Genomic DNA, 26,800 nt, shown 5'->3' on the forward strand with positions numbered 1-26,800 from the left:
TCTCCGCCCTTGCCAGTACAATGCCGCCAAATAGCACCGTATGAAGCCAAACATGCACAGAGACGACCCCCTAGTATTCGCACACAGGCTGGATGCAGCCCATCGGGAGCTGGCCGAGAAGGGCGTGCAGGCGCTCAACTACAACCCGCCGATTATCTGGCTGCTGCGAAAGGCGGGGTTCACCATCAGGCCGCCCCACTACGAACGCTTTCTGGTCAACGTCCTGGCCCTGGGACTCCCCATCGGCGCTATCTGGGGGGTGTTGATGTGGTGCCTCGGCTGGCAGGATGAGGTGAACCTGGGGTTTGCCCTGCACCAGGGACTGCTGTTTGGCATTGGCGTTGGCCTGCTGATGGCGACCTGGTTCTGGTTTAGGCGCAAGCAGCTCAAACTGACGCCCTGGGACGCCTTGCCGCAAGCCACGAGCCGCACGCTAAAACGCTGGCAACCCAGATAGATTACACTCGGCCTCATTCATCAGCAGGGAGCTGCACCTTATGAAAATCCATGAAAAACTGAACTATGTGGAATTTGCGGCCAGGGATCTCGCCGCCACCAAGGCCTTCTTCACTGCCGCCTTTGGCTGGCAGTTCGCCGACTACGGCCCCGACTACTGCGCCTTCGAAGGGGAAGGGCTGGACGGCGGCTTCTATCGTGCGGATCTGTGCGGCCAGAGCGCCCAGGGCGGCGCTCTCCTGGTGTTCTACAGCGCCGATATCGAGGAGACCCAGGCCAAGGTGCAGCACCATGGCGGCATCATCAACCGCCCGCTGTTTGACTTCCCCGGCGGCCGCCGCTTCCACTTTGTCGAACCCAGCGGCAACGAGTTTGCGGTCTGGTCAGAGGGATAACCCTCAGCGCAGCAGACATGTTATTTCAGAGAAATATTTTGACTTTTAATTTTAAATCAAGGCATTACCCATGAAGCTCTATCGATTTATTACTGGCCCTGATGATAAAGATTTTTGCATGCGGATCTCTGAATTGATGAACAAGGGCTGGGAGCTTCACCATGGCCCGACACTGACCTTCAATGGAAATACTTGCATCGCAGGACAAGCCTTAACTAAAGAAGTCGCTGGCGAAGAATTCGCAATGCCCATAGATCTAACGAAATACTAATGTGTGGGTTCCCCCTCCCTATTGCTGTTCTTTCCTCAATAGTGTTTTGCGACTGCTGCCCTGTTTCCCCCAGTCTGCCGGGGGCATACTGACCGTCGTTTTAGCAAGGAGGTTCAGATGCCATCCCCCCTGATTGTGATTGCCGAGCTTGAGGCCAAGCCTGAATTCGCCGCCGAGTGCCGAGCCGCCCTGACGCCGCTCGTCAACGCCAGCCGGCAAGAGCCCGGGTGCCTTGGCTACCGGCTGCATCAGAGCCTGGAGAGCCCCCACGGCTGGATGATCCACGAGGAGTGGGAGAGCGATGCGGCGCTCAGTGCCCACCAACAAGAACCCCATTTTCTCGCCTTTGTGGCCAACACCCGGGGCTGGTTTGCCAGCACCAGTGTTCGCCGCTATCAGCTAGCCTGAATCCAGCTGCGGCCTGTCCCCTGCCCGCCCAGGATACGAGGATGGGCCGACACAATATTGAGCGTAGAAACAATAACTTGAGGAATATGATGATGAAGATGCCCAACCTGGGTCTTGGTACCTTTCGCCTGAAAGATCAGCCCCTGCGCGACTCCCTGCTGCAGGGTCTGGATCTCGGCTATCGCCACATAGATACCGCCCAGATCTATGACAACGAGGCCGAAGTGGGCCAGCTGATGAGCGAAAGTGGCGTTCCCCGCCAGGATATCTACCTGACCACCAAGGTGTGGATCAGCGAGTTCGGCCCGGGCAAGGTGATCCCGAGCCTGGAGCTGAGCCTGGAAAAACTGCGCACCGACTATCTGGATCTGGCGCTTATTCACTGGCCCTCCCCCAAGGATGAGGTGCCGATGGCGGTCTATCTGGAGCAGCTGGCCGAGGCCAAGGCCCGGGGCCTGACCCGGGAGATCGGGGTCTCCAACTTCACGGTCGCCCAGCTTAAAGAAGCCATCGCTATCCTGGGGCCGGGCGCCATCGCCCACCAGCAGGTGGAGATCCATCCCCTGCTGCAAAACCGCAAGGTGGTGGAGTTCTGCCAGGATCAGGGCATTGCCATCACCGCCTATATGCCGCTGGCCTATGGCAAGGTGCTGAGCGAGCCGCTGCTGATGGAGATAGGCAAGCGCCACGGCGTCTCGGCGACCCAGGTGTCACTGGCCTGGCTGCTGGCCCAGGGCATGACGGTGATCCCAAGCTCCACCAAGCGGGAGAATCTCGCCGCCAACCTGGCCGCCCTCAAGGTGCAACTCAGCCCCGAGGAGATGGCACAGATTGCCACCCTGGAGCGAGGGGAGCGCTGCGCCAACCCGGACTTTGCCCCGAATTGGGATTAAACGGGAGAGGACGCATTGTATCTATCGCTTCGGCGGCGGATACCGGCAACCCTCACTAGCCAATTGCAACCACGAGCTATCCCCTCTCCCTGCGGGAGAGGGTTAGGGTGAGGGGCAAGCTACCCCCCCTCATCCCCAACCCTTCTCCCGCCAGGGGAGAAGGGAGCAAAGAAAACCCAACACCGTCGACGAAAACCCAAGCGGGAGGCATCATGTCTCCCGCTTTTTTTTTGTCTCCAATACCGCGCGCCACCGCAGCCCGCGCAGCAGCCCCCTTCCCTTGCCCCTTCTCTCTTTGTTCCCAGCGCGGTCTGTACGCTTTGCTTCTACGCGCTTTGCCTCCGCAGCCTCGGGCACTCCCACTACCCCATTCCACGGCTCCATTGCTGCTTATTTGGCAAAAGTAATTTGACGTTACCGTCATTTTTGCCAACAAAGCTCATCGGCATACTGGCGCCATTCTCCCGTCGGGAGCCACTATCCAAGGAGTTTGTATGCCACTGGCGTTATTTGCCCTCACCCTGAGTGCCTTCGCGATCGGCACCACCGAATTTGTAATTGTGGGGCTCATTCCCACCATAGCCGAGCAGCTCAATGTCTCGCTCCCCTCGGCGGGCCTGCTGGTCAGCCTCTACGCCCTGGGCGTCGCCATAGGCGCGCCTGTGCTGACGGCGCTCACCGGCAAGCTGCCGCGCAAGTGGCTGCTGGTGGGCCTGATGGCGCTCTTCACCGCCGGCAACCTGCTGGCCTGGCAGGCCCCCGGCTACGAGAGCCTGATCGTCGCCCGCATCCTCACCGGCCTGGCCCACGGGGTCTTCTTCTCGGTGGGTTCCACCATAGCCACGGGTCTGGTGGCCAAAGAGAAGGCGGCGAGCGCCATCGCCATCATGTTCAGCGGCCTGACCGTCGCCCTGGTGACAGGCGTGCCGCTCGGCACCTGGATTGGTCAGCAGTTCGGCTGGCGCGAGACCTTCCTGGTGGTGAGCGCACTCGGGGTCATCGCCATGGTCGGTAGCCTGCTGCTGATCCCGAGCAACCTGCCCAAGGGGACAGCCTCCACTATCCGCGAGCAGCTCGCCGTGCTGACCCACAAGCCCCTGCTGATGGTCTACGCCAAGACGGCCCTGGGCTATGGCGGCGCCTTCACCGCCTTCACCTTCCTCGCCCCCATCTTGCAGCAGGTGAGCGGTTTCGGTGCCAATGCGGTGAGCCTGATCCTGCTGGTGTACGGGGTCTCGGTTGCCGTCGGCAATATCTGGGGTGGCAAGCTGGCGGACAAGCTGGGCCCGCTGCCCGCGCTGAAGCTGATGTTTGGCGGTCTGGCACTCATCCTGCTGATGCTCACCTTCACGGCGCCGCACCCTGTGCTGGCGGTGCTGACAGTGCTGGTGTGGGGCGCCTTTGCCTTTGGCAACGTGCCGGGCCTGCAGGTGCTGGTGGTGAAACAGGCCGAGCGCCATACCCCGAACGCCGTGGACGTGGCCTCCGGCCTCAACATCGCCGCCTTTAACGTCGGCATCGCCCTGGGCTCTGTCGTTGGCGGTTTCGTGGTGGAGCACCTGGGGTTGATGCACACACCCTGGATCGGGGCCCTCATAGTGCTGCTGGCCTATGGCCTCACCCATGCAAGCGAGAAGCGCGAAGCCAAACTGGCGCTGGCAATCTAATCCGCCGCGCAAAAAAACAAAAAGGCCGACACCCAGTGTCGGCCTTTCTCGTTTTCAGGGGGGATCAAGGCTCCTTGAGATCCTCGTCCGCGGCCCAGCGCGCCTCCAGCCAGAGCAGATTGACCAGGCCGCACAACAGGGCAAACCCCAACCCCAGAATCCAGGTGAAATACCACATATCGAAGACTCCTCAATTCCGGTGTTAGTAGAGGCTGTGGCCCTGCTGGCGCACCTGCTCGGTACTCATCTTGCCCCGCGCCACCCAGTAGACCCAGAGGGTGTAGCCCAGGTTGATGGGCATCAGCACGGCGACTATGCCCAGCATGATGAAGAGGGTGCCCTCGCTGGAGGTGCCGTCCCACAGGGTCAGGCTGCTCGACGGATCCAGGGACGAGGGCAGCACGAAGGGGAAGAGCGCTATGGCCACGGTCAGCATCATGGCGGCGCAGGCACCACCGCTGGCAAGGATCGCCAGCCGCGCCCGGCCAAGGTGGCTTGCCAGCGTGCTCAAGAGCGGCAGCAAGAGGCCGAGGGCCGACACAGCCCAGAGCACCGGGTGCGTCATGAAGTTGCCAAACCAGCCATCCGGCGCCGTCGTCACCTCTTTCATCAGCGGCGTCAGAGCGCTGTTGAGATCCCCTATTTCCGCAATCTGGTATCCCCGCATCTGGCTGAGCCAGAGGCCGCCGAGGGCAAACAGGGCGCTCGCCAGGGGCCCGAGCCAGCGGCTCTGGCGGGCGCAGCGCTCGGCTATCACCCCTTGGGTCTTGCACTGCAGGAAGCTGGCGCCATGCAGCATCAGCAGGGCCAGCGCCGTCCCCATGCAGGTCAACAGCAGCGGCCAGTTGAAATCGAAGGCGCCGTAGTGGATGCGAAGGGCCGAGTCGAAGCGAAACGGCAAACCTTGCAACAGAAAGCCGATGGTCGCGCCAAACACCAGGGTCGGCAGCAGGGCCCCCATCACCAGGGCCCTGTCCCACCAGCGGCGCCAGAGCGGATCCGGCAGCTTGCTGCGATAGTCAAAGCCGACCGGGCGCAGGAAGAGGCCGAACAGCAGGAACATGAAGGGCACATAGAGGGCCGAGAAGGAGGCGGCATAGACCAGGGGCCAGGCGGCGAACAGGGTGCCGGCACCGGCGATGAGCCACACCTGGTTACCCTCCCACACGGGCCCCACGCTGTTGAGCAGCACCCGCCGCTCCTCATCGCTCTTGCCCACCACGGGCAACAGCATGCCGACCCCGAGATCGAAGCCGTCCATCACCACGAAGCCGATGAGCAGGAAGAGCACCAGCCCCCACCAGATGAGTTTCAGGGTTTCGTAATCCATCAGACAGGACTCCCGTTTTTCAACACTTCACCTTGATAACGACCCGTCTGCAGGCTGGCGGGCCCTTTGCGGATCACATGACGCAACAAGAACAGCTCCACCACCAGCAACGTGCTGTAAATGAGGAAGATGGCGATGAGGCTGAACCAGAGTTGACCCGGTTGCAGCAAGGAGACCGACGCCGACACCGGCAGCACGTCGCTGATGGTCCAGGGCTGGCGGCCGAACTCGGCCACGAACCAGCCCGCCTCTATGGCGACCCAGGGCAGGGGTATGCTCCAAAGCAGCGCCCTGAGCAGGCGGGGCGATTGCACCAGCTTGCCCCGGCACAGTTGCAGGAAGGCGGCGCCAAAGAGCAGCAGCAACACCACCCCTATGCCCACCATCAGCCGAAAACTCCAGAAAAGCGGCGCCACCTGAGGGATGGAGTCGGAGACGGCCTTGGCAATGGCCCCTTCGTCCGCCTTGCCAATCTCCTTGGCGTAGGGGGTCAGCAGCAGGCCGTAACCGAGATCGGTGCGGTGGCGCTCGAAGGTGGCCCTGGCCTCGGCATTGCTACCATCCGCTCGCAGGGCTTCCAGGGCCTCGTGGGCCAGCATGCCGCTGCGGATGCGCACCTCGTGCTGCGCCTTCAGATCTTTAAGGCCTGTCACCTGCTCATCCAGGGAGCGGGTGGCTATGATGCCCATCAGATAGGGGATCTTGATGGCCGCGTGAGTGGTCTCGGCACTCTGATCCGGCAGGCCGAACAGGGTGAAGGAGGCAGGGGCGGGTTCGGTCTCCCACTCCGCCTCTATGGCGGCGAGTTTGACCTTCTGCACCTCCCCGGAGCGATAGCCCGACTCGTCCCCGAGGACGATGACCGAGAGGATGGCGGCGAGGCCAAAGCCCGAGGCGATGGCGAAGGATCGCAGGGCGAAGCGCACCTCCATGCGGCGCAGCAGATACCAGCTGCTCACCCCCATCACGAACAGGGAGGCCGCCACATAACCCGCCGCCACAGTGTGGACGAACTTGACCTGGGCCACGGGGTTGAAGATCACCGCCGCCACGTCCACCAGCTCCATGCGCATTGTCATGGGGTTGAACTCGGCGCCGACCGGGTTCTGCATCCAGCCGTTGGCGATGAGGATCCAGAGGGCGGAGAGGTTGGAGCCGAGCGCCACCAGCGCCGTCACCAGCAGATGCTGGCCCCGGGAGAGCTTGTCCCAGCCGAAGAAGAAGAGGCCCACCAGGGTGGATTCCAGGAAGAAGGCCATCAGCCCCTCCACCGCCAGCGGGGTGCCGAAGATGTCGCCGACGTAGTGGGAGTAGTAGGCCCAGTTGGTACCGAACTGGAACTCCAGGGTGATCCCCGTAGTGACCCCCATGACGAAGTTGATGCCAAACAGCTTGCCCCAGAAGCGGGTGATGTCCTTGTAGATCACCTTGCCGGTCATCACGTAGGCGGACTCGGCGATCACCAGGATCCAGGACAGCCCCAGGGTGAGGGGCACAAACAGAAAGTGGAACATCGCCGTCGCGCCGAACTGTATTCGGGAGAGGCTGACCACATCATCCAGGCTTATCATGCATGACTCTCTATGTTGCATTTAACAGACAGGTTTTCGCCCGTTAAGTACAACACGCGCCATGACACCTATAACAGATGCAGTTATAGTGAAATCCACCTATAACAGTTAGGACACACCATGTCCCGTTACGGTCAGCTGGCTGCCTTGTTGCAACAGCAGATAGAGAGCGGCCTCTGGCAGCCGGGGGAGCGCATCCCCTCCATCCGCCAGAGCTGCAAGACCCACGGTCTCAGCCCCATGACGGTGCTGCAGGCCTACCAGTTGCTCGAGAGCCGCGGCCTTATCCTGGCCAGGCCCCAGTCCGGCTACTACGTCAAGGCTGCCACCTCCCCGCTGCAGGCGAGCGCCGCCCAGCAGGCCCACTACAGCGGCTCGGTGGACATCAACGATCTGGTGTTCGAGGTGTTGCAGGCGAGCAAGTCCCGGGAGCTGGTGCCGCTGGGGCTCGCGGTGGCCGATCCCGCCCTCTTCCCCCATCCCCAGCTCGGCCGGGCACTGGCGAGCTGCATGCGCCGCCTCGATCCCTTCAGCACTGTGGCAGATCTGCCCCCCGGCAACGAGGCGCTGCGCCGCGCCATCGCCCAGCGTTACGCCAGCGACGGCCTGGCGGTGGATCCCCAGGAGATCATCATCACCACAGGGGCCATGGAGGCCCTCTCCCTCAGCCTGCAGGTGTTGACCGAGCCCGGGGACTGGGTGGTGGTGGAGTCCCCCACCTTCTACGGCGCCCTGCAGGCCATAGAGCGCTTGCAGCTCAAGGTGGTGGAAATTCCTGTGATCCCCGGGGTGGGCATAGATCTCGCCCTGCTCACCGAGGCCCTGGCACAGCGCCCCATCAAGGCGTGCTGGCTGATGGGCAACGTCCAGCATCCCCTGGGCCACACCATGCCGGATGGCCACAAGCAGGGGCTGATGGCGCTGCTCAACGCCCATGAGGTGCCCCTGGTGGAGGACGACGTCTACGCCGAGCTCTACTTTGGCCGCGAGCGCCCCAGCCCCATCAAACGCTGGGACGCCCGGGGCGACAGCCTGTTGTGCGGCTCCTGGACCAAGTGCCTGGCGCCGGGCTTTCGGGTCGGCTGGGTGGTGGCGGGACCCCATGCCGAGCGCATCCAGCGGCTGCAACTGATGTCCACCCTCTCCACCAATGTGCCGAGCCAGCTGGCACTCGCCGACATGCTGCGCCAGGGCGGGGTGGATGCCCACTTTCGCCGCCTGCGCCACACCCTGGCCCAGCGCCAGCAGCAGATGCGGGCGGCCCTGCTGCGCCTCTTCCAGGACGAGGTGCGCATCTCGACCCCGAATGGCGGCTACTTCCTCTGGCTGACATTCGACGAGCGCCTCGACAGCCGGGCACTCTATGCCCAGGCGCTGGCCAGCGGTTTCTCACTGGCCCCCGGGGCCCTGTTCTCGAGCCAGGGCCAGCACAACCATTGCCTGCGCCTCAACAGCGCCCATCCCTGGAGCCCGGCACTGGAGGCCGCCCTCACCCGGCTGGCGGCCCTGGTCCACCAGCAGCTCGCGCCCCATCAATAGACCACCAACGACAAGGCCCCATGACGGGGCCTTGTGGACAATCTTATGGCTGCCTGGGCTCAACCCGGCGCGCCCAGCTGGGCCACCTGGCGCTCTATGCTGGCTTTCAGGTTGTCATCGAGCTTGAGAGCGCGGGCCAGCTCGTCGAGATAGCCGCGCTCCATGAAGTGATCCACCTCGACGGCGAGCAGGGAGGCGAGATAGACCTCGGTGGCCTGCTCCATGTCGGTCACTTCCCGGGCCAGGGCTTGCGGGTCCAGCGGGCGGGCCAGCTCGGCATCAATCCAGCGGGCGGCATCGGGTTGGCCCTGCTCGGTCAGGTACTGCTGGATCTTCTGACGCTCGTTGCCGTCGATGTGGCCGTCGGCCCGGGCCGCCGCCACCATGGCGCGCACCAGCAAGCTGGCGCGGGCATCCAGTTCGGCGCCCGCCAGCTCGTTGAGGGGATGGGGCGTGCCGGCCGCTGGCGCACTCTGGTTCTGCTGCCAGTCCTGATAGAGCTTGTAGGCCAGCCCGCCGAGGGCGGCCGCCCCGCCCACCGCCGCCACCTTGGTGCCGTACTTGCGCATATTCTTGTTGCCAAGCAGCAGCGCCATGGCCCCGGCGGCCAGCCCCCCCTGGGCCATACCCTTCATCTGGGCCTTGCGCGTGTCACCGCCATCGTTGAGCCAGCCCTTGCCAGCTCCCATCAATTGCTCCAGCATCTGTTTCATGGGGCCTCCTCATTTGCATGAGCTGCCATGCTGGGCCGCCGCCGCTGAACTCAAGGTGAATGGATGTCCCTGCCCCGTCTGTCGCAGCTGACCCTGTTTGTGGCCGGGATCATCTGGTTGGATGAGTCCTGGTCGCTGCGGTTGTTATTGTCATCACTGGCCATTTCGGGGGCATAGCCCTGGGCATGGCGAGGCGCCCTTCGCAAGGAGACAACCCATGATGAAGCTGGTCATACTGCTGCTCGGTGGCACCCTCTCGGGCGGCCTGCTCGCCATAGAACAGGATCGGGGAACCCATCAGGCCGGGCTGGACAGAGCCTGTGACAACGCCCGGCAACAACAGACGATACAAGAGAGGCAGCAGCGCATAGATGCCTGCGTCAGGGCCGGGGGCAAGACGACCCGCTGCCAGCAGGAGTACGCCAGCCTCGGCCAGCGCACCGGCAATGAACGCCCCTATGTGTCATCCCTGCCTCCCTGCCAGCAGGCAGAGGCCTACCGCAAGAGTGACCGGCAATGAACCGAGGAGACGATATGACCCCACCCCACGAGCTGACCCTGCAATTTCTCGCCGAACCCGCCGACGTCAACTTCGGTGGCAAGGTCCATGGCGGCATGGTGATGAAGTGGATCGATCAGGCCGGCTACGCCTGCGCCGCCGGCTGGTGTGGCGGCTATGCCGTCACCGTCTATGTGGGGGGCATCCGCTTTTTGCGCCCCATCCAGATAGGCCAGCTGGTGGAGGTGCACGCCAAGGTGATCCACACGGGCACCACCAGCATGCACCTGGCGGTGGATGTCTACAGCCGCCACCCCACTGACCCTGCGCGCCACAAGACCACCCACTGCATCATCATCTTCGTGGCCATGGACGAGCACGGCAAGCCGAGCCCTGTGCCCCAATGGCAGCCGGTGAGCGAGCAGGATCTGAGCTTGCAGCAGTACGCCAGGAAACTGATGGCCCTGCGCGAGGAGCTCGACAAGGAGATGCGCCAGCACATGTGAAGCCCTTCAAGCCCCGGGCAACCGGGGCGTGTCTTCACGGCCCGCGGCGCTATAATGGCGCCCACTCTGCCCCATGAGAAACCAAGATGTCACTGGAAAATGCACCGCCCGAGGTCAAACTCGCGGTGGATCTGATAGAACTGCTGGAAACCAACCAGATTGCCCCGGATCTTGTCCTGGCGGCGCTCGCCATCGTCCGCCGGGACTATGAGCGCAAACTTGAGGAAGGCCGGGCGCACTGACGCGTTCACCTAGACGCTGTCCCTTCACCCTTCCAACCCAGGAGGCCCCATGTCAGACCCCGTTCGCTTCGAAACCGGCAAGGCCATGCTGCTTGGCGGTCTGCGCCGCCATCACAGTTTCCAGCACGGCGACTTCGGTGGCCAGTGGCGCGACTTCAGCGCCCTTGGCCCCCTGCCGGGTCAGCTGGGGGAGCACGCCTACGGCGTCATCTGCGCCGCCACCGCCACCGAGTGCGAATATATGTGCGCGGTGGAAGTAGCCGCCCTGGAGGTGCTGCCCCCCGGGATAGGCCGGATGCGCATCGCCCCCCAGACCTATGCGGTCTTCCTGCACCGGGGTCATGTCGATGCCCTGCCCCAAACCTGGCAGGCCGCCCTCGACTGGCTGGCTCGGTCCAGCTGGGAATCCGCCCACAAGCCGGATTTTGAGCGCTACGGCGACGCCTTTGACCCGGATAGCGGCAGCGGCGAGGTGGAAGTCTGGCTCGCCGTGGTGCCCAGACAATCCCTGGCCTGAGGCCCTGGGCCTGGCTTGTTCCTACCTGGGCCCCATCACCTCGTCACAGAGCGCGATCAGCGCCTCGCAGAGCCGGCTGAGGGGCTCACTGTCTCCGGCTCCCAGGTGCAGGGCCAGCTCCACCGAGCGCACCGCCGGCCAGTCCACCAGCGCCACCTGATCGGGCTGCAGCAGCCGGGCGGGCAGCAGGCTCACCCCTATGCCCGCGCTCACCGCCCCCTGCAGGCTGGCGAGGCTGGCACTCACGTAGGCGATGCGCCAGGGGATCCCCCTGGCATCCAGGGCCTCGGTGATCTGGCGCCGATAGAGGCCTTCACTCGGAAACACCACCAGGGGAACAGGCTCCCGCTCGCAGGCAGGCCAGTCGCGGCTGTCGACCCAGGCCAGCGGCTCGCGCCAGCGGGCGATGGGCTCCCCCTGCCCCCGCCCCTGCTTGATCAGCGCCAGATCCAGCTCCCCCCCCTCGAAGGCCTGCCACAGCACGTGGCTAAGACCGCTTTGCACCTCCAGCCTCACCTCGGGGTATTGCCGGGCGAAAGCCGCCAGCACCGCCGTCATGGCGCCGGCGGCGAAATCCTCGGGCACCCCGAGACGCAGGGGGTGACTGGCCTCGCTCACCCGCTCCCCCGCCCGGGCCAGCAGCCCCAGGATGCGGCGCGCCAGCCCCAGCAGTGTTTCCCCCTGGGCCGTGGTCACCACCTGGCGGCCGGACCTGTCGAGCAGCGGACAACCGAGCTGCTGCTCGAGGCGGCGCATCTGCTGGCTGATGGTGGACTGGGTCAGGTGCATCCGCTCGCCGGCACGGGTGAAACTGCCGGTCTCGACGATGGCAACAAAGCTCTGCAGCAGGTGGGGATCCAGCAAGGGTCGCTCCATGGGGGGATTCTCCATTTATAAAATCACTGAAAGTCATTTTATCATTTAATTTCCAAATGACTTGCGGGCCCGTTAGGCTGCCGTCACCCCCTCTTTTGCCAGGATGATCCCATGTCACAGCCTCCCCAGTCCGGTGCCCGCCCAGTGAACTCCCTCAGTGCCGTCTCGGCCCCCAGCCATCAGGCATGGCTGGAGCAGACCCTGCAGCTGGCCCTGACCCACCGCCAGCAAGGGGGCCGCCCCTTCGCAGCCCTCTTGGTGCGAGACAACCAGCTGGTGGCGAGCGCCGTCAACCGCATGCTGGAGGCGGGGGATCCCAGCCGTCACGCCGAGCTGGAGGCGCTGCGGGAGGGGAGCCGCAAGGGCCCGCTTGCGGGTGCCATCGTCTATGCCAGCGGCCACCCCTGCCCCATGTGCCTCTGCGCCCTGGTGATGAACGGCATCAGCGCCGTCTACTACGCCTTCGACAACGAAGACGCGGCCCCCTTCGGCTTTGACAGCAGCGCCAGTTACGACAGGCTGCGACTGCCCCTCAACCCGCCGCCCCTGCCCCTCATCAAGTTGCCAAGCTCCATACCGGCCGCCGCCCTCTACGGCCCCCAGTCCCATGGTTAAGCGCCATCTCCCCTCCGGCAGCGGCGCCCTGCTGGTGCTGGTGGTGCTGATTGGCATCAACCTGCGCCCCTTCCTCACCGCCATAGGCCCCCTGGCGGGGCAGATAGACGCCCAGTTGGGCCTCGGCATGGACAGGTTGGCCTGGGTCACCCTGCTGCCGCTGCTGCTGATCGGAGTCGGTGTCCTGCTCACCCCGGCCCTGCTCGACAAGGCCGGGCCGCGCCCCTTGCTCGGGGCGGCCCTGTTGCTGCTGACGCTGGGCAGCGCCCTGCGCCTCGACCTGTCCAGCGGCACCCTGCTCATCGCCAGCGCCGCCCTGTGCGGGCTGGGGTCGGCCCTGGTGCAGGGGACACTGCCCGGCCTCATCAAGGGGACTTTTGCGGGCAAGGTGCCCCTGGTGATGGGGATCTTCTCGGCCTGCATGATGGGGGGCGGGGCGCTCGGCGCCGTGCTCACCCCCAGGGTCGCCCTGCACCTCGACTGGTCCCGGGCGCTGGCCCTCTGGAGCCTGCCGGTGCTGCTGGCCCTGCTCTGGCTCGGCTGGCGGGTGCGCCTGCCCGCCGCCGCGCTGCACTCCGCCCCATCAGGGGAGCCGCGGCTGATCGCGCTGCCCCGCGCCTGGCTGCTGATCGCCTGCTTCGGCATCATCAACAGCGGCTACGGCATAGTCGTGGCCTGGCTGGCCCCCGCCTACCTGGCGCTGGGATGGAGCCCCCAGCAGGGGGGCGAGCTGGTGGCCTGGCTGGCCCTGGCCCAGACCGCCAGCGGCCTGGGTCTGCCGCTGCTGGCGGCGCGCAAGGAGGACAGGCGCCCCTGGATGGGGCTGGCCATAGTGATGCAGGTGGCGGGCTTTGGCGGCCTCTGGCTCGCCCCGGAAGTAGCCCCCATCCTCTGGTGCCTGCTGTGCGGCGCAGGCCTTGGCGGCAGCTTCTCCCTCATCATGGTGATGGCGCTGGATCACCTGCCAGACCCCAGACGCGCCGGTAGCCTGAGCGCCCTGATGCAGGGATTTGGCTTCATCCTGGCGGCAACCGGCCCCTGGGTGGCAGCGCGCCTCCACCACCTGAGCGGTGACTTCGCCAGCGCCTGGCAGTGGCAGCTCGGCGGTTTGGTGCTGATGAGCCTGCTGGTGCTGCGCCTGAACCCGCGCCACTACGCTCGCGTGATGGGGGCCAGGGTGATGGGGCAGCCCGCCCCCCTCACCCAAAGGGGCCAGACGGCACAAAGCGATACACCGGCCTAGGGCCGGTGTATCGGGAGCACATCAGAGGACGATGAGGGGCGCACTAGCGCCCCTTCTTCTGCCGCCCGGCCTGGCTGGATCGCGGCTTGCCCGGGGTGGCTTTGCCGCCCTTGCTGGGGGCACCTTTAGCTGCGGCGGCTTTGCCTGCGCCACCTTTGCCAACAGTCCCCTTGCCGGCAGGGCTCTTCTTCTCGAAGGCTTCCGGGCCCGGCACATTGGGGCGGCCGCCAATCTCGTGATCGTCGTCCCGGCGCGGCTTCTTGCCCTGGGCCGGTTTGGCGCTTTGCGCCGCCGGGGTCTTGGGTTTCTCCCCCTTGGCCGGTTTCACCTCGGAGGAGGAGTCTTCAATGAGCTTGAACAGCTCGATCAGCTCGTCGTCGGTGAGATCGCGCCACTCCCCCACCGGCAGCCCCTTGAGGCTGACGTTCATGATGCGGATACGCTCGAGCTTGGTCACCTCGAAGCCGAAGTGCTCGCACATGCGGCGGATCTGGCGGTTCAGCCCCTGCACTAGCGTGATGCGGAACACGAAGGGAGCCTCTCGCTTCACCTTGCACTTCTTGGTGACGGCGCCGAGGATGGGCACCCCGGCCCCCATGCCCCGGATAAACTCATCGGTCACCGGCTTGTCAACGGTCACCAGATACTCTTTCTCGTGATCGTTGCCCGCCCGCAGTATCTTGTTCACCAGATCCCCGTGGTTGGTGAGGAAGATGAGCCCCTGGGAGTCCTTGTCGAGGCGCCCTATGGGGAAGATGCGGGTGCTGTGGTTGACGAAGTCGACTATGTTGTCCTTTTCCCCCGCCTCTGTGGTGGAGACTATGCCCACCGGCTTGTTCAGCACGATGAAGACCAGGCTGTCCGCTTCGCGCGCCTCTATCACCTGACCGTTGACCTTGACCAGATCCCCGGCAAACACCTGATCGCCGATCCCGGCCCGCTTGCCGTTGATGTAGACATGGCCCTGCTCGATGAAGCGGTCGGCCTCGCGACGGGAGCAGATGCCGCTCTCGCTGATGTATTTGTTCAGGCGCATGGATTCATCGGCCAGCATGGGTCACCTGCCAGATCGTGGAGTTCAGAAGAAGTGTCGGCTGAGTCAGCCAGGTCATGGTCGGGTTAGTCTGCATACGGTTCCATCTACAAAAAGAATCTACAAAAAGCACCTGCAAAAAGTCTCTTCAAAAGGGCAAGACTGCCCTTTCATCAATAAACCCATCAAAAAACGCCGCTACAGTAGCATATTGCGCCATCCCTTGCCCCGCCCCGTGCACCGGATCCTGCAATCCGCCCCGAAGAGAACCGCCGCCCGGCGGATGCCGCCTCGCAGGCCAGCTTCCCCTTGCCCATTCGCCCCTTCATCTTGCCCATGCTCCCGCCCTCCTCTCCCCTGCCCCGCTCAGCCTCGCCTCGCCTGAGGCGACAGGCCAAGGGCCGCAGAGAGCGCCGAAGGATACCCATAGAGAGGGATGAACTAAAACTTGCTATTTATTGACTAAAAATGCATAAAAAGATTTTCGTCAGCGCGAATTATCACCCTGGTGTCGGCTATGTAGCGGCGTAACCGCCATCATTGTCGGCAATTTCCGCCACGAAACAAATTTTTATCCGTATTCACTTTCAACGTCGAATATAAAGCGGGGGGCGGCGCCGACCCTTCTCTGGCAAGAGGCCAATTTCCCTTTATTACAGGAGTTACAGATGAGTCATTCCCTCTCTCAGGAGGCATTCCTGGCCCAGGTGGCCAGCCGCAACCCCCACCAACCCGAGTTCATCCAGGCCGTGAGCGAGGTGGTCGCCTCCATCTGGCCCTATGTGGAACGTCACCCCCGCTACCTGCAACACGGCCTGCTGGAGCGGCTGGTGGAGCCCGAGCGCCTCATCCAGTTTCGGGTGAGCTGGGTGGATGACCAGGGTCAGGTGCGGGTCAACCGCGGCTACCGCATCCAGCACAACAGCGCCATAGGCCCCTTCAAGGGGGGCATGCGCTTCCACCCCTCGGTGGATCTCTCGGTGCTCAAGTTCCTCGCCTTCGAGCAGACCTTCAAGAACGCCCTCACCACCCTGCCCATGGGGGGCGGCAAGGGGGGCAGCGATTTTGATCCCAAGGGCAAGAGCGAGGGGGAAGTGATGCGCTTCTGCCAGGCGCTGATGCTGGAGCTCTATCGCCACCTGGGTGCCAATACCGACGTGCCGGCCGGTGACATCGGGGTGGGCGGGCGCGAGGTGAGCTACATGGCGGGCATGATGAAGAAGCTCACCAACAGCGCCGAGTGCGTCTTCACCGGCAAGGGCCTCTCCTTTGGCGGCAGCCTGATCCGCCCGGAAGCCACAGGTTACGGCCTGCTCTATTTTGTCGAGGCCATGCTGGCCCACCGTGGCCAGTCCCTGGCCGGCATGCGGGTCTCGGTGTCGGGCTCGGGCAACGTCGCCCAATACGCCATCGAGAAGGCGATGACGCTGGGCGCCTGTGTCATCAGCGCCTCCGACTCCGGCGGCACCGTCTACGATCCGGACGGGTTCACTCCAGAGAAGCTGGCCCGCTTGATGGAACTTAAAAACGAGCAGCGCAAGCGGGTGGCGGATTACGCCCATGAGCTGGGGCTGGAGTTCTTCACCGGTCGCACTCCCTGGCACCTGCAAGCCGACGTCGCCCTGCCCTGCGCCACCCAAAACGAGCTGGATGCAGAGGATGCCGCAGCCTTGGTTGCCAATGGGGTGCAACTGGTGGCCGAGGGGGCCAACATGCCCTCCAGCGCCGCCGCCATCAAGGTATTCCACGAGGCGCGGGTGCTGTTTGCCCCGGGCAAGGCCGCCAACGCCGGTGGGGTCGCCACCTCGGGCCTGGAGATGAGCCAGAATGCCCAACGCCTCTCCTGGACCCGGGAAGAGGTGGATGCCCGCCTCAAGGGGATCATGACCAGCATCCACGCCACCTGTGTACGCTACGGCCAGGTGGATCAGGGCCAGGATGACGACCATGTGAACTACGAAAGCGGCGCCAACATCGCCGGCTTCGTCAAGGTGGCCGACGCCATGCTGGCGCAAGGGGTCTGCTAGTCACGCAGCTCCCCGTGACATCCCCCAAAGCAACAGGGCAGCCCATGGCTGCCCTGTTGTGTTATCTGCATAGCGGTTGCTTTAATCTGGGCGATCGCAGGTAGTGTGCCCGGCGCCACTTCACGCTCGCTTCACCCAGCCATGACACCCTCACCCCTCTTCCATACGCGAACGAGGAGAACGAGATGATAACGACCATAGGCGCCCTGCTGATCCTGGCCGGGCTCGGCTGCTATGTGGCCTTCAACCTGCTTGGCACCACAGTGGATGCCCAGGGATTCTTGCACGAGCCCTTTGCCCTGCTGCCCCTGGGCTATCTGCTGCTCTTCACCGGCATGGTGCTCAGCTTGCTCCCGCTACTGCGCAGGGCCCTCGCCAAAGGGGAAAAAAACCGGCCATGATGCGTCGGGGGACTCAGCGATAGCGGCTTATCTCGACGAGGTTCTGATCCGGATCCAGGCAATAGACAGATTCGATGGGGCCGCAGGCGCCGCTCTTCATCACGGGCCCCTCCACTATCTCGACCCCCTGGCTCTCGAGCTGGGCCATCACCTGATCCAGGGGCCAGCGGGTGATGAGGCAGAGATCCCCCGAACCTACCTGCGCCCGGTTGCGCGGCTCCTCCCCCAGCAGTTGCAGATTGATCTTCTGGTTGCCAAAGCGCAGGGCCCGGCGCCCGGCCCCGAAGGTGATGGGCTCCATCTTGAAGGCGCGGCTGTAGAATCCCACCGCCCGCTCTATGTCGCTCACCGTCAATACCAGATGGTCGATATGGCTAATCATGCTTGCTCCCTGTGGTGGTGATTAGCGCCCCATCATAGCCAGTCCCCTTGGCAAAGACTGTGCCTTGGCGCACACCCATTATCCCTAACCATTTCTTTTATCAGGGGAATACGCCTTATCGCACGGCGGCACAGGCCTTGTCGCGCTGGGCAAGCAGGGCTTCGTCCTCGCTCTCCATGGCCGCCAGAATGGCCTGATTGCAGGCCCGCTCCGCGAGCTTCGCCGGGCTCTGCTTGGCATCGGCGATCTCCGCAATCATGGGGCGATAGCCGATGGCGGCCGAGCAGTACATGGTGCGGTACTTAGGGAGCTGCCAGCTACTGTCATCCTGGCGCGATAACTCATCGCACAGCTTGCCAAACAGTGCCCTTGCCTTGACCGTACACTGACTAAAGCGCCGCACATCCTGCTCATAGGGACGGCAGACGCTGTTCTGTTTGATCTGCCAGAGCTGATAAGAGAAGGGGACTTGCTCCCCCTCATACTGCACCACCAGTGCCTTGACCTCGGTGCCATAGATGTCCGTCACCTGCTGCTGCACCAAGTTGAGATAAGCCGAAAAAAGGTAAGAAACCGGATCCATCACCACCTCCCTGTGGTTGGCTTTGGTGGAACTCAATCAACACCCACACCTCATTATTGGGCCCCAATGACCCCCATCAGGCGGTGTAAAAACCAGCCTACTGATTTATCTACATAAATCCATTGATAAGAAACTCGTTTTTCGACTTTTCGGCTGAAGGATGGTGCCGATTGGATTAAGATGCGCACCATCAAATGCAACTCGGATGAAACCATCCTTATGCCTGAAGCGGCATAGGGGGGTATCGGACGCTAGGAGTCGGCTTTGCGCAAGACATGGACGGAAGAAGAGTTAAGGGCAACGGTGGCCGCCTATCTGGATATGCACAGCAAGGCGTTGGATGGCATCCCCTTTGTCAAAAAGCACTATTACGCTGAGCTGGCGACACGCTTCGCACGGTCCGAGAAATCATTTGAATATCGGATGCAAAATATCTCTTACGTCTGCGTCTTGATGGGCAGGGCTTGGGTCTCTGGATTAAAACCCGCCAAACATGTTGGCCCACAGCATGCGCCTATCATAGAGCGCCTGATCTGCGAGCTTGATGGCCAACCTTATACCGGGCAGGCCGAGTTCGAGCATCAGGTCATCCAATATAAGACAAAGCCCGTGCTCCCTCTTCCTCTTGGGACGCAGGAGCCAGCCCAGCGCTATGCCAGCACTATGAGTTATGTGAGGGATCCGCAGGTCAAAGCCTGGGTACTCGTGACCGCAGCCGCTAAATGTGAGTGTTGTGATGAGCAAGCTCCCTTTATCACGGCGACCGGGGAACCCTTTCTCGAGGTTCATCACCTGCGCACCTTGGCAGAAGGTGGCTCGGATACCGTCGGCAACACTGTCGCCCTCTGTCCCAACTGCCACCGCGAGCTGCACTATGGTGCCAACAAAGAGGCGCACCGAGACGCACTTTACCAAAAGCTCCCAAGACTCATCAGAGAGTAAAGGTACCTGACAGCTTACTCCCCAAGGTATACGGGGCTGTGGCAGTGATCCCCTCCTGTCTATACCCCTCATTTTCAAGCGGGAAAATTTGGAACCCACCCTGGGACAAGGGGCGGGAGGGCATTGCCATCAAGGGGTAAATTCAGTGTTTTTACTCTGATCCTGGGCCCATTTTGGTGCGTATAGCTGGCCGGTATGGGGCACCTCTGGTGTACAATCTGCCACCCGATTTCCCAGCCCGGCCATGGCTCAGGCCGTTATCCATCCCAGAGTGAATCAAGTGACCGCGACCCACCCCATGCTCGACAGTTATTACAGCCAGGATCTGGTGTTTTTCTCCATCCTGGTGGCGGTGCTCGCCTCTTACACGGCGCTGAATATGACGAGCCGGGTAAGCCAGAGCCGGGGACGGGCCGCCGCCCTCTGGCTCGCGGGGGGCGCCTTCGCCATGGGGCTTGGCATCTGGTCCATGCACTTCATCGGCATGCTCGCCTTCAACCTGCCCATAGCGCTGGGCTACGATCTGACCCTCACCGGCCTCTCCCTGGTGGCGGCCATCGGCTCCTCGACCTTTGCGCTCTGGCTGGTGAGCCGCCCCGAGCTACCCTGGCGCCAGATCGCGGGGGGCGCCCTGCTGATGGGGGCCGGCATCGCCGCCATGCACTACATCGGCATGGCGGCCATGAAGATAAATCCCGGCATTCATTACGACCGCGGGCTCTTCGTCCTCTCCATCCTCATCGCCGTGCTCGCCTCCGGCGCCGCGCTCTGGATTGCGTTTCGCCTGCGAAACAGCACACCGCGCGCCTTCTTTCGCAAGGCCCTCGCCTCCCTGGTCATGGGGGCCGCCATCATCGGCATGCACTACACCGGCATGGCGGCGGCCCAGTTCCCGGAAGGGAGCCTGTGCGGCGCCCTCTACACCGGCCTCAATACCCAGTGGCTCGCGACCGTCATCATCATAGTGACCCTGGCGGTGTTCGCCATCGCCCTGGTCCTCTCCCTGCTGGATGCCCACGCCGCTCGCCTCTCGACCTCCTTGCACCTGGCCCACGACGAGCTGCTCAAGCTGGCGCTCCATGACAGCCTGACCCGGCTGCCGAACCGGCTGCTGTTTGCCGACCGGCTGGAGCAGCGCATCCAGGAGTGCCAGCACAATCAGCGCAGCTTCTCCTTGCTGTTTCTCGATCTCGACGGCTTCAAGATCATCAACGATGCCCACGGTCACCACACCGGGGATCTGCTGCTGGCCGAGGTGGCGACCAGGATCACCGGGCTGCTCGGCGCCAGCGACACCGCCTCGCGCTTTGGCGGCGACGAATTCGTGCTAGCCCTGGCGCCGGGGGATATCACCCAGACCACGGCCTTCGCCGAGCGGCTGCTGGCGACTCTGGCCCAGCCCTATCCCTGGGAGCATCACAGCCTGCACATCACCGCCAGCATCGGCATCGCCGTCTATCCCCAGGATGGCACCAGCCTGCACGAGCTGACCCTCAACGCCGATGCCGCCATGTACTACGCCAAGCAGCGGGGGCGCAACGACTACTACTACTTCGACAGCGCCATGAACGCCAACGCCCACCAGCAGTTCTTGCTGCAAAAGGAGCTGCGCCATGCCCTGGAGCGGGGGGAGCTGGCCCTGCACTATCAGCCCAAATACGGCGCCCGCAGCGGCGAGGTGGTCGGTGCCGAGGCGCTGTTGCGTTGGCAGCATCCGCACCATGGCGCCATCTCCCCGGCGAGCTTCCTGCCCCTGGCGGAGAAGACCCGGCTCATCATCCCCATCGGCAACTGGGTACTGGATGAGGCCTGCCGTCAGATGAGCCGCTGGCGGGAGGCGGGTCATTACGACTGGAGCGTGGCGGTGAACCTCTCCACCATACAGCTGGCCAGCCCCGGCTTGCTGGAGGTGGTGGAGGCCGCCCTCGCCCGCCACCGGCTCGAGGCCCGTCACCTCACCCTGGAGATCACCGAATCCACCGCCATGGAGAACGCCGAGGAGAGCCTGGCCATCCTCAATCGCCTGGCAGAGCTCGGGCTTGGCATCTCCATCGATGACTTCGGCACCGGCTACTCCAGCCTGCTCTACCTCAAGCGCTTCCCCGCCAACGAGCTCAAGATAGACAGGGGCTTCGTCGCCACCCTGGCGCACGAGGGGGACGATGCAACCATCATCGGCGCCATCATAGCCCTGGGCCAGGCCCTGGGGATGCGCATAGTGGCCGAAGGGGTGGAGACCCCGGAGCAGCGCACCCTGCTGACTCAGCTCGGCTGCGACACCCTGCAGGGCTATCTGCTGGGGCGCCCCATGCCGGGGGAGCAGCTGCTGGCCCACTGCGGCGAACGGCACCCGGACGGCGTGCTCGCCGAGCCAGCCTGATCCTGCCTCGCAGAGGCAGAACCGCCCGGGCACAGGGCAACGCCTTGCCGCGCTCGGCCTGCTCCCCTGCCTCGTACGCCTTCCCATTGCGCCTCTCGCTGAGTCGGGATAAGCCGCCCCAACAAAGAGTCGAATATTGCTTTCCGTCCCCTGCACAGGCGGCAAACAGGGAGGCCGTTCGACGAGTGGCAATCACATCAAGGCAACGCCGTGCAGGCGAGGAGCACAGATGGCCAGATACCCGTTTTTCTCCATTCCAGCATCCAACCGGCAGCAGTACACCTTTATCGACATGGCCTCTTAGCTGTCTGACGGAGAAGGCGGCGCCGCTGGTGCAGGGGTTCGCGGTGCAGGAGGGTTTTATCTATGCCGCCAGCCCGCAGGAGGCGGTGGAGAAGCACAAGTCCGACTTTCTCTATGTGGCAGACGAGGTGGGCAAGTCAGACAGCAGCTATGCCGCAGCGAGCGCCCTGATGGAGATGGACAAGAGACTGTTTGGCCGCAAGACAAACGGCTGACAGGAAAAACAGAAGGTGGCCATCGCGGCACATTGCCCGATGGCCATGAGACAGTCCTGCTCAGCAGCGGGCCAGTTGCTGGAGCATGGCGATCAGCTCCTCTTCGCTGCCGGGCTCATAGGCCAGTTTCAGGCTGGGCGCCGCGCCCCCCATCAGCATGTAGACCTGGGTGCTGCAATGATCGTAGTGATACCACTTACCGTCGATACAGAGGTCGGTATAGCATCTCGGGTCCCTTTTCAGTTCCATATGCGCATCCTTTTGTTACATCCCATCAACATCACTCCTGACCGTAAAATAACCGGTCCGAGTCCCATTTGATGTGGATCAAGGGAAGCGGCAGGCAGGCGCAGATATCTGCCGGATCTGTGGCCTGCTCCTGCTCTCCAAATGAAGAGGGGGATTCGCCTCGCTACATCACCGGATGGGCGGATCCTGGCAACAAAAACGGCGCCCGAAGGCGCCGTTTTTCATTCCCGTCTTTGCAGCGACGGGGCGAACCAGCCTGTGGCTTATTCGTCTTCCAGGTAGGCGTAGCCTTGCAGACCCAGCTCCAGCTCGTCGAGCAGGGCCTTGCGGGTCGCGTCGTCCAGCGCCGGGTGGGAGACGATCCGCTGGTAGTTCTCGCGGATAACTGACGGGTCGATGTTGACGTAACGCAGCAGCTGGTCGACGGTGTCGCCGCGCACCACGTTGCGGATGTCCATCTTGCCTTCCTCGTCCAGCCACACTTCCGCGCAGTGGGTGTCACCGAACAGGTTGTGCAGATCCCCCAGGATCTCCTGGTAGGCACCCACCAGGAAGAAGCCGACGTGGCACTCTTCGTTCTCGCCGTACTCCGGCATCGGCAGTGTGCTCTCGACGCCCAGACCGTCGACGTAGTGCTCTACCTGACCGTCGGAGTCACAGGTGATGTCCATCAGGATGCCGCGGCGGGTGAGCGGACGCTCGAGGCCGGTGAGCGGCATCACCGGGAACACCTGACCTATGCCCCAGGCATCCGGCAGGGACTGGAACAGGGAGAAATTCGCGAAGCACTTGTCTGCCAGCTTCTCGGAGAGCTCGTCGGCCAGGGCGCGGTGGTTGCGGTTGACCGGGTTGAGCAGCTCCTTGAGCGCCAGGCAGGTGTTCTGGTGCAGCATCTCGGCCCAGGCGCGCTGCTCGAGGTTCAAGAGACCCATGGTGAACTGGGCGTTCACATCCCCAAGGTCGGCCACGGAGTCGTGGAAGATCTCCAGCAGGGAGGGATCTTCACTGCGCAGGTCCAGCCAGCCTTTCCACATGTTCTGCAAGATGGTCGGGGCGTCTTCATCCGGCGCGTGGATGTCGTTCACTTCCACCCCTTCGGCACCAATCAGATTGGTGACCAGCACGGCGTGGTGGGCGGTCAGGGCACGGCCGGACTCGCTGATGATGGTCGGGTGCGGCAGGTCGAACTCGCGGCACACATCGCCTATGCCCCACACCACGTTGTTGGCGTATTCGGACAGGCTGTAGTTGGCGGAGCAGTGGCTCTGGGAGCGAGTGCCCTCATAGTCCACACCCAGGCCTCCGCCCACATCGACCACGTCGATGGGCACCCCTAAGCGACGCAGTTCGGCATAGAAGCGGCCGCACTCACGGATGCCGCCCTGGATGTCGCGGATGTTGGCGATCTGGGAGCCCAGGTGGAAGTGCAGCAGTTGCAGGCAATCGAGCTTACCGAGGCTGCGCAGACGCTCCACCAGCGCCAGGATCTGGGAGGCGGAGAGGCCGAACTTGGACATGGAGCCACCGCTCGATTCCCACATGCCGGAGCCGGTGGAGGCAAGCTTGGCACGCACCCCGATATTGGGCTTGATGTTGAGGCGAACTGACTCGTCCAGCACCATTTCCAGCTCGGAGGGTTTCTCCACCACTATGTAGACCTTGTGGCCCATCAGGTTGCCCAAGAGGGCGTGGCGGATGTATTCGCGGTCCTTGTAACCGTTGCAGACGATCACGGAGCCTTGCTCATGATGATGGGACAGCACGGCCAGCAGCTCCGGTTTGGAGCCGGCCTCCAGCCCAAGCCGCGGCTTGTCGCTGTAGGACTGACTGATGGTCTCGATGACGCGACGCTGCTGGTTTACCTTGATCGGGTAAACGCACAGGTAGTCCCCTTCATAGCCTGACTTCTCGATGGCCTGACCGAAGGCGTTGAACAACGCATCGACCCGGCTCTTGAGGATGTCGGGGAAACGCAGCAATACCGGGGTAGTCAGTCCGGACTGGCGCAGCTGTTCGATGGCCTCGGACAGCACTATATGCGCCCCGGGACGAGACTTGTCGGGGGAGACGGTCACATGACCGGCGTCATTGATATTGAAAAAACCCGCACCCCAGTAGGGAACGTTGTAGACCTTCAAGGAGTCCTTGCTGGACCAGTTAGTCATGGGCTATGCCTCGCAAATGAGCGGCCAGAAGGCCGCCTTCGTTACCCTCAATCACATCCAGACCATCGATTGCAACATGCGGCGAGCAAAGGCTGCCTGCGGGCACCCGGTGCGTCACTGCCAGCGGGGGAGGCGTTGTCGCCTGACCCTGGGCCTTGTCACAGCCAGATCCTCTATTGCACATCGCGGCAAGCCAAGGCTGCCTGGTGGATCTTGGGAAGTAACGAGTCTTGATGTGGGGCTGGTGGCTTTACATCAAGCTCAACGGTATGCGGTGCCACTCTAATGGGGCGCCGCGGTACTTTGATGACAACCGGCATCAGCCACGCCGTTCGTTCATCATTCGGCAGCCATCCCGACAGAAGGAGAGAGGTTCAAGGAAGAGAAGGGTAGACGTCAGCACGCACGCGTGTTGATAAACGACAACCACCACAGCCAGCTCAACGCCAGTGACCGCCCATGACAAGGGAAGATGATGAGCCGTTGGCCCACTCGGTCAGTAGGTGATGAGAGTCTGTTGTTCTCCCTGATACCGGAGCCTAACCGGTATTAAAGAAACCATTCCCCAGCAGTGTCTGTCGTTTCTGCGTGCCTCGCCCTATAGGCGTCTGATCCTGTCGGTGTCTGGCGGCCTCTGCCTGCTCAGGGTTACCCTCGGATCGGCGCGGAGTGTACACACTTACCGGCGCCACTGACAATAAAAAATCGTGTTAAAAAACGGGTTTTGATCGAAGGGTCAAATCTTGCTGCCAGCAAGGCTGGCTCTGGGATGGCGAGGGATGAGCCCGTTCGGGATTGGCCCTGAAAATAACAGGGGAACCGGCCATTTTCCCCCACCCCTTGCCAGTGCTGGGCCGAGGGGAAATTCAGTCCTTTCGCATATGCATGACCAACTTTAAATTCGGAATTTTTATTCAAAGCACCTTCGGACTGAGCCACCGCCCCCAGCGCCCCCCACGGGATCCCTGCCCAAGAAATTCATCAAAAAATGCGCTGACGCAATAATCAGGCTGGCCGTCTTGTCCACAATGGTCCCTCTTTTGTGGTTTGAGGCCTGCCAATGGATACCCTGCTTGAGCGTTTTCTGCGTTACCTGACTTTTCATACCCGCTCCGATGCGACCAATCCTGCCTGCCCCAGCAGCGAGGGCCAGCTCGTCTTCGCCCGCGCCCTCTTCGAGGAGATGATCCAGCTGGGGCTGACCCAGGTCACCCTGGACGAGCACGGCTATCTCACCGCCTGCCTGCCGGGCAATCAGCCACAGGCACCGGCCATCGGGCTCATCGCCCACATGGACACCGCCGATTACGAGGCCGCGCAGGTGGTGCCCCAGATAGTCGAGAATTATCAGGGGGGCGACATTTGTCTGGGCAAGGGGGACGAGGTGCTGGCCATTCGCCAGTACCGCTGCCTGAAAAACTACCTGGGGCAGGATCTCATCACCACGGACGGCACCACCCTGCTTGGGGCCGACGACAAGGCGGGCATCGCCGAGATCCTCACCGCCGCCCAGTATCTGCGGGCCAACCCCGACATCCCCCGCGGGGATCTCTGGATAGGCTTCACTCCGGACGAGGAGATAGGCCGCGGCGCCGATCTGTTCCCCTTGGACAGATTCCCGGCCAAATGGGCCTATACCGTCGATGGCGGTGAACTGGGCGAGCTGGAGTATGAAAACTTCAACGCCGCCAGCGCCACTGTGCGCATCACAGGCAACAACGTGCACCCCGGCACCGCCAAGGGCAGCATGATCAACAGCCAGACCCTGGCCGCCCGCTTCCACGCCGAGATGCCCCCCGAGCAGACCCCGGAGTGCACGGCAGGGTATGAAGGCTTCTTCCACCTGGCCCGGATGGAGGGCACTGTGGAGCAGAGCACACTGCACTACCTCATTCGCGACTTCGACGACGACCACTTCGCCGCCCGCAAGGCCCAGCTCAAGGAGCGGGTCGCCTCCTTGCAGCTCGACTGCCCCAAGGCGCGCATCGAGCTGACGATAGAGGACAACTACCGCAACATGCGCAGCCAGATAGCGCCGCACATGCACATCATCACGCTTGCCAGGGCCGCCATGGAGGCCGCCGACTTGGTCCCCAAGATCAAGCCCATCCGCGGTGGCACCGACGGCGCCCGCCTCTCCTTTATGGGGCTGCCCTGCCCCAACCTCTTCACCGGCGGTCACAACTTCCACGGCAAGCACGAGTTCATCCCGCTGCAATCCATGGAGAAGGCGGTCGCCACCCTGGTGGCCCTGGTGCGGCTCACCTCGGCCTGGCGGGAGCAGTGACGCAGTCCTGAGCGGGGCCTGGTGGGAGCAATAACGGTGTTATGAGCGGGGCCGGGTGGGAGCAATAACGGCGGTCTGAGCGGGGCCCTGCG

At 63.1% G+C, this 26,800-nt stretch carries 28 protein-coding genes and 1 pseudogene; 19 read left to right on the forward strand and 10 right to left on the reverse strand.

The features are described 5' to 3' along the window. The first annotated feature begins 52 nt into the window (after nucleotides 1-52). The 6 genes from Aeroheme_RS13580 to Aeroheme_RS13605 all read left to right on the forward strand — a co-directional run bounded on the left by Aeroheme_RS13580 (nucleotide 53) and on the right by Aeroheme_RS13605 (nucleotide 4,090). A complete protein-coding gene (locus Aeroheme_RS13580) occupies nucleotides 53-457 on the forward strand; it encodes a DUF6404 family protein (protein WP_111912604.1) in 405 nt (134 codons plus the stop codon). Nucleotides 458-497: 40 nt separating this feature from the next. Beyond that, nucleotides 498-851 carry a VOC family protein gene (locus tag Aeroheme_RS13585; protein ID WP_408865966.1) on the forward strand — a complete coding sequence of 118 codons (354 nt, stop codon included), beginning with the start codon at nucleotides 498-500 and terminating at the stop codon, nucleotides 849-851. Nucleotides 852-921: 70 nt separating this feature from the next. Next, nucleotides 922-1,122 carry a DUF1737 domain-containing protein gene (locus tag Aeroheme_RS13590; RefSeq protein ID WP_111912600.1) on the forward strand — a complete coding sequence of 67 codons (201 nt, stop codon included), beginning with the start codon at nucleotides 922-924 and terminating at the stop codon, nucleotides 1,120-1,122. 117 nt (nucleotides 1,123-1,239) lie between these two features. Further along, the gene (locus tag Aeroheme_RS13595; RefSeq protein ID WP_411166028.1) at nucleotides 1,240-1,530 is read left to right on the forward strand and encodes a putative quinol monooxygenase; all 291 of its coding nucleotides are present in this window, start codon (nucleotides 1,240-1,242) and stop codon (nucleotides 1,528-1,530) included. Nucleotides 1,531-1,619: 89 nt separating this feature from the next. After that, a complete protein-coding gene (gene dkgB / locus Aeroheme_RS13600) occupies nucleotides 1,620-2,423 on the forward strand; it encodes a 2,5-didehydrogluconate reductase DkgB (RefSeq protein WP_411166029.1) in 804 nt (267 codons plus the stop codon). A 494-nt stretch (nucleotides 2,424-2,917) separates the two neighbouring features. Continuing rightward, nucleotides 2,918-4,090 carry an MFS transporter gene (locus tag Aeroheme_RS13605; protein WP_408848071.1) on the forward strand — a complete coding sequence of 391 codons (1,173 nt, stop codon included), beginning with the start codon at nucleotides 2,918-2,920 and terminating at the stop codon, nucleotides 4,088-4,090. Nucleotides 4,091-4,154: 64 nt separating this feature from the next. Here Aeroheme_RS13605 and cydX read toward each other — a convergent pair whose 3' ends face one another. From cydX to Aeroheme_RS13620, 3 genes are read right to left on the reverse strand one after another with little or no spacing between them, the layout of a single operon-like run. Continuing rightward, a complete protein-coding gene (gene cydX / locus Aeroheme_RS13610; protein WP_025326454.1) occupies nucleotides 4,155-4,268 on the reverse strand; it encodes a cytochrome bd-I oxidase subunit CydX in 114 nt (37 codons plus the stop codon). Nucleotides 4,269-4,292: 24 nt separating this feature from the next. After that, complete coding sequence (gene cydB / locus Aeroheme_RS13615; RefSeq protein ID WP_411166030.1) at nucleotides 4,293-5,420, reverse strand: cytochrome d ubiquinol oxidase subunit II; 1,128 nt, start codon at nucleotides 5,418-5,420, stop codon at nucleotides 4,293-4,295. Further along, the gene (locus Aeroheme_RS13620; RefSeq protein ID WP_411166031.1) at nucleotides 5,420-6,991 is read right to left on the reverse strand and encodes a cytochrome ubiquinol oxidase subunit I; all 1,572 of its coding nucleotides are present in this window, start codon (nucleotides 6,989-6,991) and stop codon (nucleotides 5,420-5,422) included. The genes cydB and Aeroheme_RS13620 overlap by 1 nt, the downstream gene beginning before the upstream one ends. A gap of 120 nt (nucleotides 6,992-7,111) precedes the next feature. Here Aeroheme_RS13620 and Aeroheme_RS13625 point away from each other — a divergent pair, with 120 nt between their 5' ends. Then, nucleotides 7,112-8,530 (forward strand): PLP-dependent aminotransferase family protein, encoded by a 1,419-nt coding sequence (locus Aeroheme_RS13625; protein WP_234678333.1) that lies wholly within the window; start codon nucleotides 7,112-7,114, stop codon nucleotides 8,528-8,530. Nucleotides 8,531-8,589: 59 nt separating this feature from the next. On the opposite strand, the gene Aeroheme_RS13630 is transcribed toward Aeroheme_RS13625, so the two are convergent. Then, a complete protein-coding gene (locus tag Aeroheme_RS13630) occupies nucleotides 8,590-9,243 on the reverse strand; it encodes a tellurite resistance TerB family protein (protein ID WP_139745907.1) in 654 nt (217 codons plus the stop codon). A gap of 217 nt (nucleotides 9,244-9,460) precedes the next feature. Between Aeroheme_RS13630 and Aeroheme_RS13635 the strand changes: the two genes are divergently transcribed. The 4 genes from Aeroheme_RS13635 (at nucleotide 9,461) to Aeroheme_RS13650 (ending at nucleotide 11,007) form a co-directional block, all read left to right on the forward strand. After that, nucleotides 9,461-9,763 (forward strand): hypothetical protein, encoded by a 303-nt coding sequence (locus tag Aeroheme_RS13635; RefSeq protein WP_240042021.1) that lies wholly within the window; start codon nucleotides 9,461-9,463, stop codon nucleotides 9,761-9,763. 14 nt (nucleotides 9,764-9,777) lie between these two features. Beyond that, complete coding sequence (locus Aeroheme_RS13640; protein WP_234567726.1) at nucleotides 9,778-10,248, forward strand: acyl-CoA thioesterase; 471 nt, start codon at nucleotides 9,778-9,780, stop codon at nucleotides 10,246-10,248. Between the two features lie 86 nt (nucleotides 10,249-10,334). Beyond that, entirely contained in the window at nucleotides 10,335-10,490 is a 156-nt protein-coding gene (gene rsmS / locus Aeroheme_RS13645) for a pleiotropic regulatory protein RsmS (protein WP_080675100.1), read from the forward strand. A 49-nt stretch (nucleotides 10,491-10,539) separates the two neighbouring features. After that, nucleotides 10,540-11,007, forward strand: coding sequence for a GyrI-like domain-containing protein (locus tag Aeroheme_RS13650; RefSeq protein ID WP_394293392.1), 468 nt, complete (start codon nucleotides 10,540-10,542; stop codon nucleotides 11,005-11,007). Nucleotides 11,008-11,028: 21 nt separating this feature from the next. Here Aeroheme_RS13650 and Aeroheme_RS13655 read toward each other — a convergent pair whose 3' ends face one another. Further along, nucleotides 11,029-11,871, reverse strand: a complete 843-nt coding sequence (locus tag Aeroheme_RS13655) for a LysR family transcriptional regulator (protein WP_289975750.1) — start codon at nucleotides 11,869-11,871, stop codon at nucleotides 11,029-11,031. 123 nt (nucleotides 11,872-11,994) lie between these two features. Between Aeroheme_RS13655 and Aeroheme_RS13660 the strand changes: the two genes are divergently transcribed. Beyond that, complete coding sequence (locus Aeroheme_RS13660) at nucleotides 11,995-12,498, forward strand: nucleoside deaminase (protein ID WP_303805263.1); 504 nt, start codon at nucleotides 11,995-11,997, stop codon at nucleotides 12,496-12,498. Further along, complete coding sequence (locus Aeroheme_RS13665; RefSeq protein ID WP_411166032.1) at nucleotides 12,491-13,741, forward strand: cyanate transporter; 1,251 nt, start codon at nucleotides 12,491-12,493, stop codon at nucleotides 13,739-13,741. The genes Aeroheme_RS13660 and Aeroheme_RS13665 overlap by 8 nt, the downstream gene beginning before the upstream one ends. Before the next feature lie 43 nt (nucleotides 13,742-13,784). Here the strand turns inward: Aeroheme_RS13665 and rluF are convergent, their stop codons facing one another. Continuing rightward, nucleotides 13,785-14,795 carry a 23S rRNA pseudouridine(2604) synthase RluF gene (gene rluF / locus Aeroheme_RS13670; protein ID WP_395948701.1) on the reverse strand — a complete coding sequence of 337 codons (1,011 nt, stop codon included), beginning with the start codon at nucleotides 14,793-14,795 and terminating at the stop codon, nucleotides 13,785-13,787. Between the two features lie 647 nt (nucleotides 14,796-15,442). Between rluF and gdhA the strand changes: the two genes are divergently transcribed. Beyond that, nucleotides 15,443-16,801, forward strand: a complete 1,359-nt coding sequence (gene gdhA, locus Aeroheme_RS13675; RefSeq protein ID WP_411166033.1) for an NADP-specific glutamate dehydrogenase — start codon at nucleotides 15,443-15,445, stop codon at nucleotides 16,799-16,801. Nucleotides 16,802-16,986: 185 nt separating this feature from the next. Beyond that, entirely contained in the window at nucleotides 16,987-17,202 is a 216-nt protein-coding gene (locus Aeroheme_RS13680) for a DUF3955 domain-containing protein (protein WP_411166034.1), read from the forward strand. A 13-nt stretch (nucleotides 17,203-17,215) separates the two neighbouring features. On the opposite strand, the gene Aeroheme_RS13685 is transcribed toward Aeroheme_RS13680, so the two are convergent. Beyond that, on the reverse strand, nucleotides 17,216-17,584 hold the full coding sequence (locus Aeroheme_RS13685; protein ID WP_411166035.1) for a VOC family protein: 369 nt from the start codon (nucleotides 17,582-17,584) through the stop codon (nucleotides 17,216-17,218). 115 nt (nucleotides 17,585-17,699) lie between these two features. Further along, entirely contained in the window at nucleotides 17,700-18,167 is a 468-nt protein-coding gene (locus Aeroheme_RS13690) for a hypothetical protein (RefSeq protein ID WP_163148623.1), read from the reverse strand. Between the two features lie 264 nt (nucleotides 18,168-18,431). On the opposite strand from Aeroheme_RS13690, the gene Aeroheme_RS13695 reads away from it, so the two are divergent. The 3 genes and pseudogenes from Aeroheme_RS13695 (at nucleotide 18,432) to Aeroheme_RS13705 (ending at nucleotide 22,007) form a co-directional block, all read left to right on the forward strand. Next, nucleotides 18,432-19,109 (forward strand): HNH endonuclease, encoded by a 678-nt coding sequence (locus Aeroheme_RS13695; protein WP_411166036.1) that lies wholly within the window; start codon nucleotides 18,432-18,434, stop codon nucleotides 19,107-19,109. Between the two features lie 298 nt (nucleotides 19,110-19,407). Then, nucleotides 19,408-21,489, forward strand: a complete 2,082-nt coding sequence (locus Aeroheme_RS13700) for a putative bifunctional diguanylate cyclase/phosphodiesterase (RefSeq protein ID WP_411166037.1) — start codon at nucleotides 19,408-19,410, stop codon at nucleotides 21,487-21,489. A gap of 229 nt (nucleotides 21,490-21,718) precedes the next feature. Then, a pseudogene (locus Aeroheme_RS13705) lies at nucleotides 21,719-22,007 on the forward strand (hypothetical protein). 60 nt (nucleotides 22,008-22,067) lie between these two features. On the opposite strand, the gene Aeroheme_RS13710 reads toward Aeroheme_RS13705, so the two are convergent. Both Aeroheme_RS13710 and speA read right to left on the reverse strand, forming a co-directional pair. Continuing rightward, the gene (locus Aeroheme_RS13710; protein ID WP_411166038.1) at nucleotides 22,068-22,256 is read right to left on the reverse strand and encodes a hypothetical protein; all 189 of its coding nucleotides are present in this window, start codon (nucleotides 22,254-22,256) and stop codon (nucleotides 22,068-22,070) included. Nucleotides 22,257-22,519: 263 nt separating this feature from the next. After that, nucleotides 22,520-24,421, reverse strand: a complete 1,902-nt coding sequence (gene speA, locus Aeroheme_RS13715; protein WP_111912556.1) for a biosynthetic arginine decarboxylase — start codon at nucleotides 24,419-24,421, stop codon at nucleotides 22,520-22,522. Between the two features lie 1,060 nt (nucleotides 24,422-25,481). Between speA and pepT the strand changes: the two genes are divergently transcribed. Further along, nucleotides 25,482-26,708: a peptidase T gene (gene pepT / locus Aeroheme_RS13720; protein WP_411166039.1), complete on the forward strand. Its 1,227-nt coding sequence runs from the start codon at nucleotides 25,482-25,484 to the stop codon at nucleotides 26,706-26,708. Nucleotides 26,709-26,800 lie beyond the last annotated feature (92 nt).

Source organism: Aeromonas sp. DSM 116730 (genome assembly GCF_046581335.1).
GTDB classification, from domain to species: Bacteria; Pseudomonadota; Gammaproteobacteria; order Enterobacterales; family Aeromonadaceae; genus Aeromonas; species Aeromonas rivipollensis.

Excerpts from the sequence above, each read along its gene's own strand:
- rluF (WP_395948701.1), bottom strand. The coding sequence starts at position 14,795 with ATGCTGGCCGATGAATCCATGCGCCTGAACAAATACATCAGCGAGAGC.
- Aeroheme_RS13590 (WP_111912600.1), top strand. The coding sequence starts at position 922 with ATGAAGCTCTATCGATTTATTACTGGCCCTGATGATAAAGATTTTTGC.
- Aeroheme_RS13660 (WP_303805263.1), top strand. The coding sequence starts at position 11,995 with ATGTCACAGCCTCCCCAGTCCGGTGCCCGCCCAGTGAACTCCCTCAGT.
- Aeroheme_RS13650 (WP_394293392.1), top strand. The coding sequence starts at position 10,540 with ATGTCAGACCCCGTTCGCTTCGAAACCGGCAAGGCCATGCTGCTTGGC.
- dkgB (WP_411166029.1), top strand. The coding sequence starts at position 1,620 with ATGATGAAGATGCCCAACCTGGGTCTTGGTACCTTTCGCCTGAAAGAT.
- cydX (WP_025326454.1), bottom strand. The coding sequence starts at position 4,268 with ATGTGGTATTTCACCTGGATTCTGGGGTTGGGGTTTGCCCTGTTGTGC.
- Aeroheme_RS13635 (WP_240042021.1), top strand. The coding sequence starts at position 9,461 with ATGATGAAGCTGGTCATACTGCTGCTCGGTGGCACCCTCTCGGGCGGC.
- Aeroheme_RS13580 (WP_111912604.1), top strand. The coding sequence starts at position 53 with ATGCACAGAGACGACCCCCTAGTATTCGCACACAGGCTGGATGCAGCC.
- pepT (WP_411166039.1), top strand. The coding sequence starts at position 25,482 with ATGGATACCCTGCTTGAGCGTTTTCTGCGTTACCTGACTTTTCATACC.
- Aeroheme_RS13665 (WP_411166032.1), top strand. The coding sequence starts at position 12,491 with ATGGTTAAGCGCCATCTCCCCTCCGGCAGCGGCGCCCTGCTGGTGCTG.
- Aeroheme_RS13620 (WP_411166031.1), bottom strand. The coding sequence starts at position 6,991 with ATGATAAGCCTGGATGATGTGGTCAGCCTCTCCCGAATACAGTTCGGC.
- Aeroheme_RS13690 (WP_163148623.1), bottom strand. The coding sequence starts at position 18,167 with ATGGATCCGGTTTCTTACCTTTTTTCGGCTTATCTCAACTTGGTGCAG.
- Aeroheme_RS13625 (WP_234678333.1), top strand. The coding sequence starts at position 7,112 with ATGTCCCGTTACGGTCAGCTGGCTGCCTTGTTGCAACAGCAGATAGAG.
- Aeroheme_RS13605 (WP_408848071.1), top strand. The coding sequence starts at position 2,918 with ATGCCACTGGCGTTATTTGCCCTCACCCTGAGTGCCTTCGCGATCGGC.
- rsmS (WP_080675100.1), top strand. The coding sequence starts at position 10,335 with ATGTCACTGGAAAATGCACCGCCCGAGGTCAAACTCGCGGTGGATCTG.
- speA (WP_111912556.1), bottom strand. The coding sequence starts at position 24,421 with ATGACTAACTGGTCCAGCAAGGACTCCTTGAAGGTCTACAACGTTCCC.
- gdhA (WP_411166033.1), top strand. The coding sequence starts at position 15,443 with ATGAGTCATTCCCTCTCTCAGGAGGCATTCCTGGCCCAGGTGGCCAGC.
- Aeroheme_RS13595 (WP_411166028.1), top strand. The coding sequence starts at position 1,240 with ATGCCATCCCCCCTGATTGTGATTGCCGAGCTTGAGGCCAAGCCTGAA.
- Aeroheme_RS13630 (WP_139745907.1), bottom strand. The coding sequence starts at position 9,243 with ATGAAACAGATGCTGGAGCAATTGATGGGAGCTGGCAAGGGCTGGCTC.
- cydB (WP_411166030.1), bottom strand. The coding sequence starts at position 5,420 with ATGGATTACGAAACCCTGAAACTCATCTGGTGGGGGCTGGTGCTCTTC.
- Aeroheme_RS13680 (WP_411166034.1), top strand. The coding sequence starts at position 16,987 with ATGATAACGACCATAGGCGCCCTGCTGATCCTGGCCGGGCTCGGCTGC.
- Aeroheme_RS13700 (WP_411166037.1), top strand. The coding sequence starts at position 19,408 with ATGCTCGACAGTTATTACAGCCAGGATCTGGTGTTTTTCTCCATCCTG.
- Aeroheme_RS13685 (WP_411166035.1), bottom strand. The coding sequence starts at position 17,584 with ATGATTAGCCATATCGACCATCTGGTATTGACGGTGAGCGACATAGAG.
- Aeroheme_RS13710 (WP_411166038.1), bottom strand. The coding sequence starts at position 22,256 with ATGGAACTGAAAAGGGACCCGAGATGCTATACCGACCTCTGTATCGAC.
- Aeroheme_RS13585 (WP_408865966.1), top strand. The coding sequence starts at position 498 with ATGAAAATCCATGAAAAACTGAACTATGTGGAATTTGCGGCCAGGGAT.
- Aeroheme_RS13640 (WP_234567726.1), top strand. The coding sequence starts at position 9,778 with ATGACCCCACCCCACGAGCTGACCCTGCAATTTCTCGCCGAACCCGCC.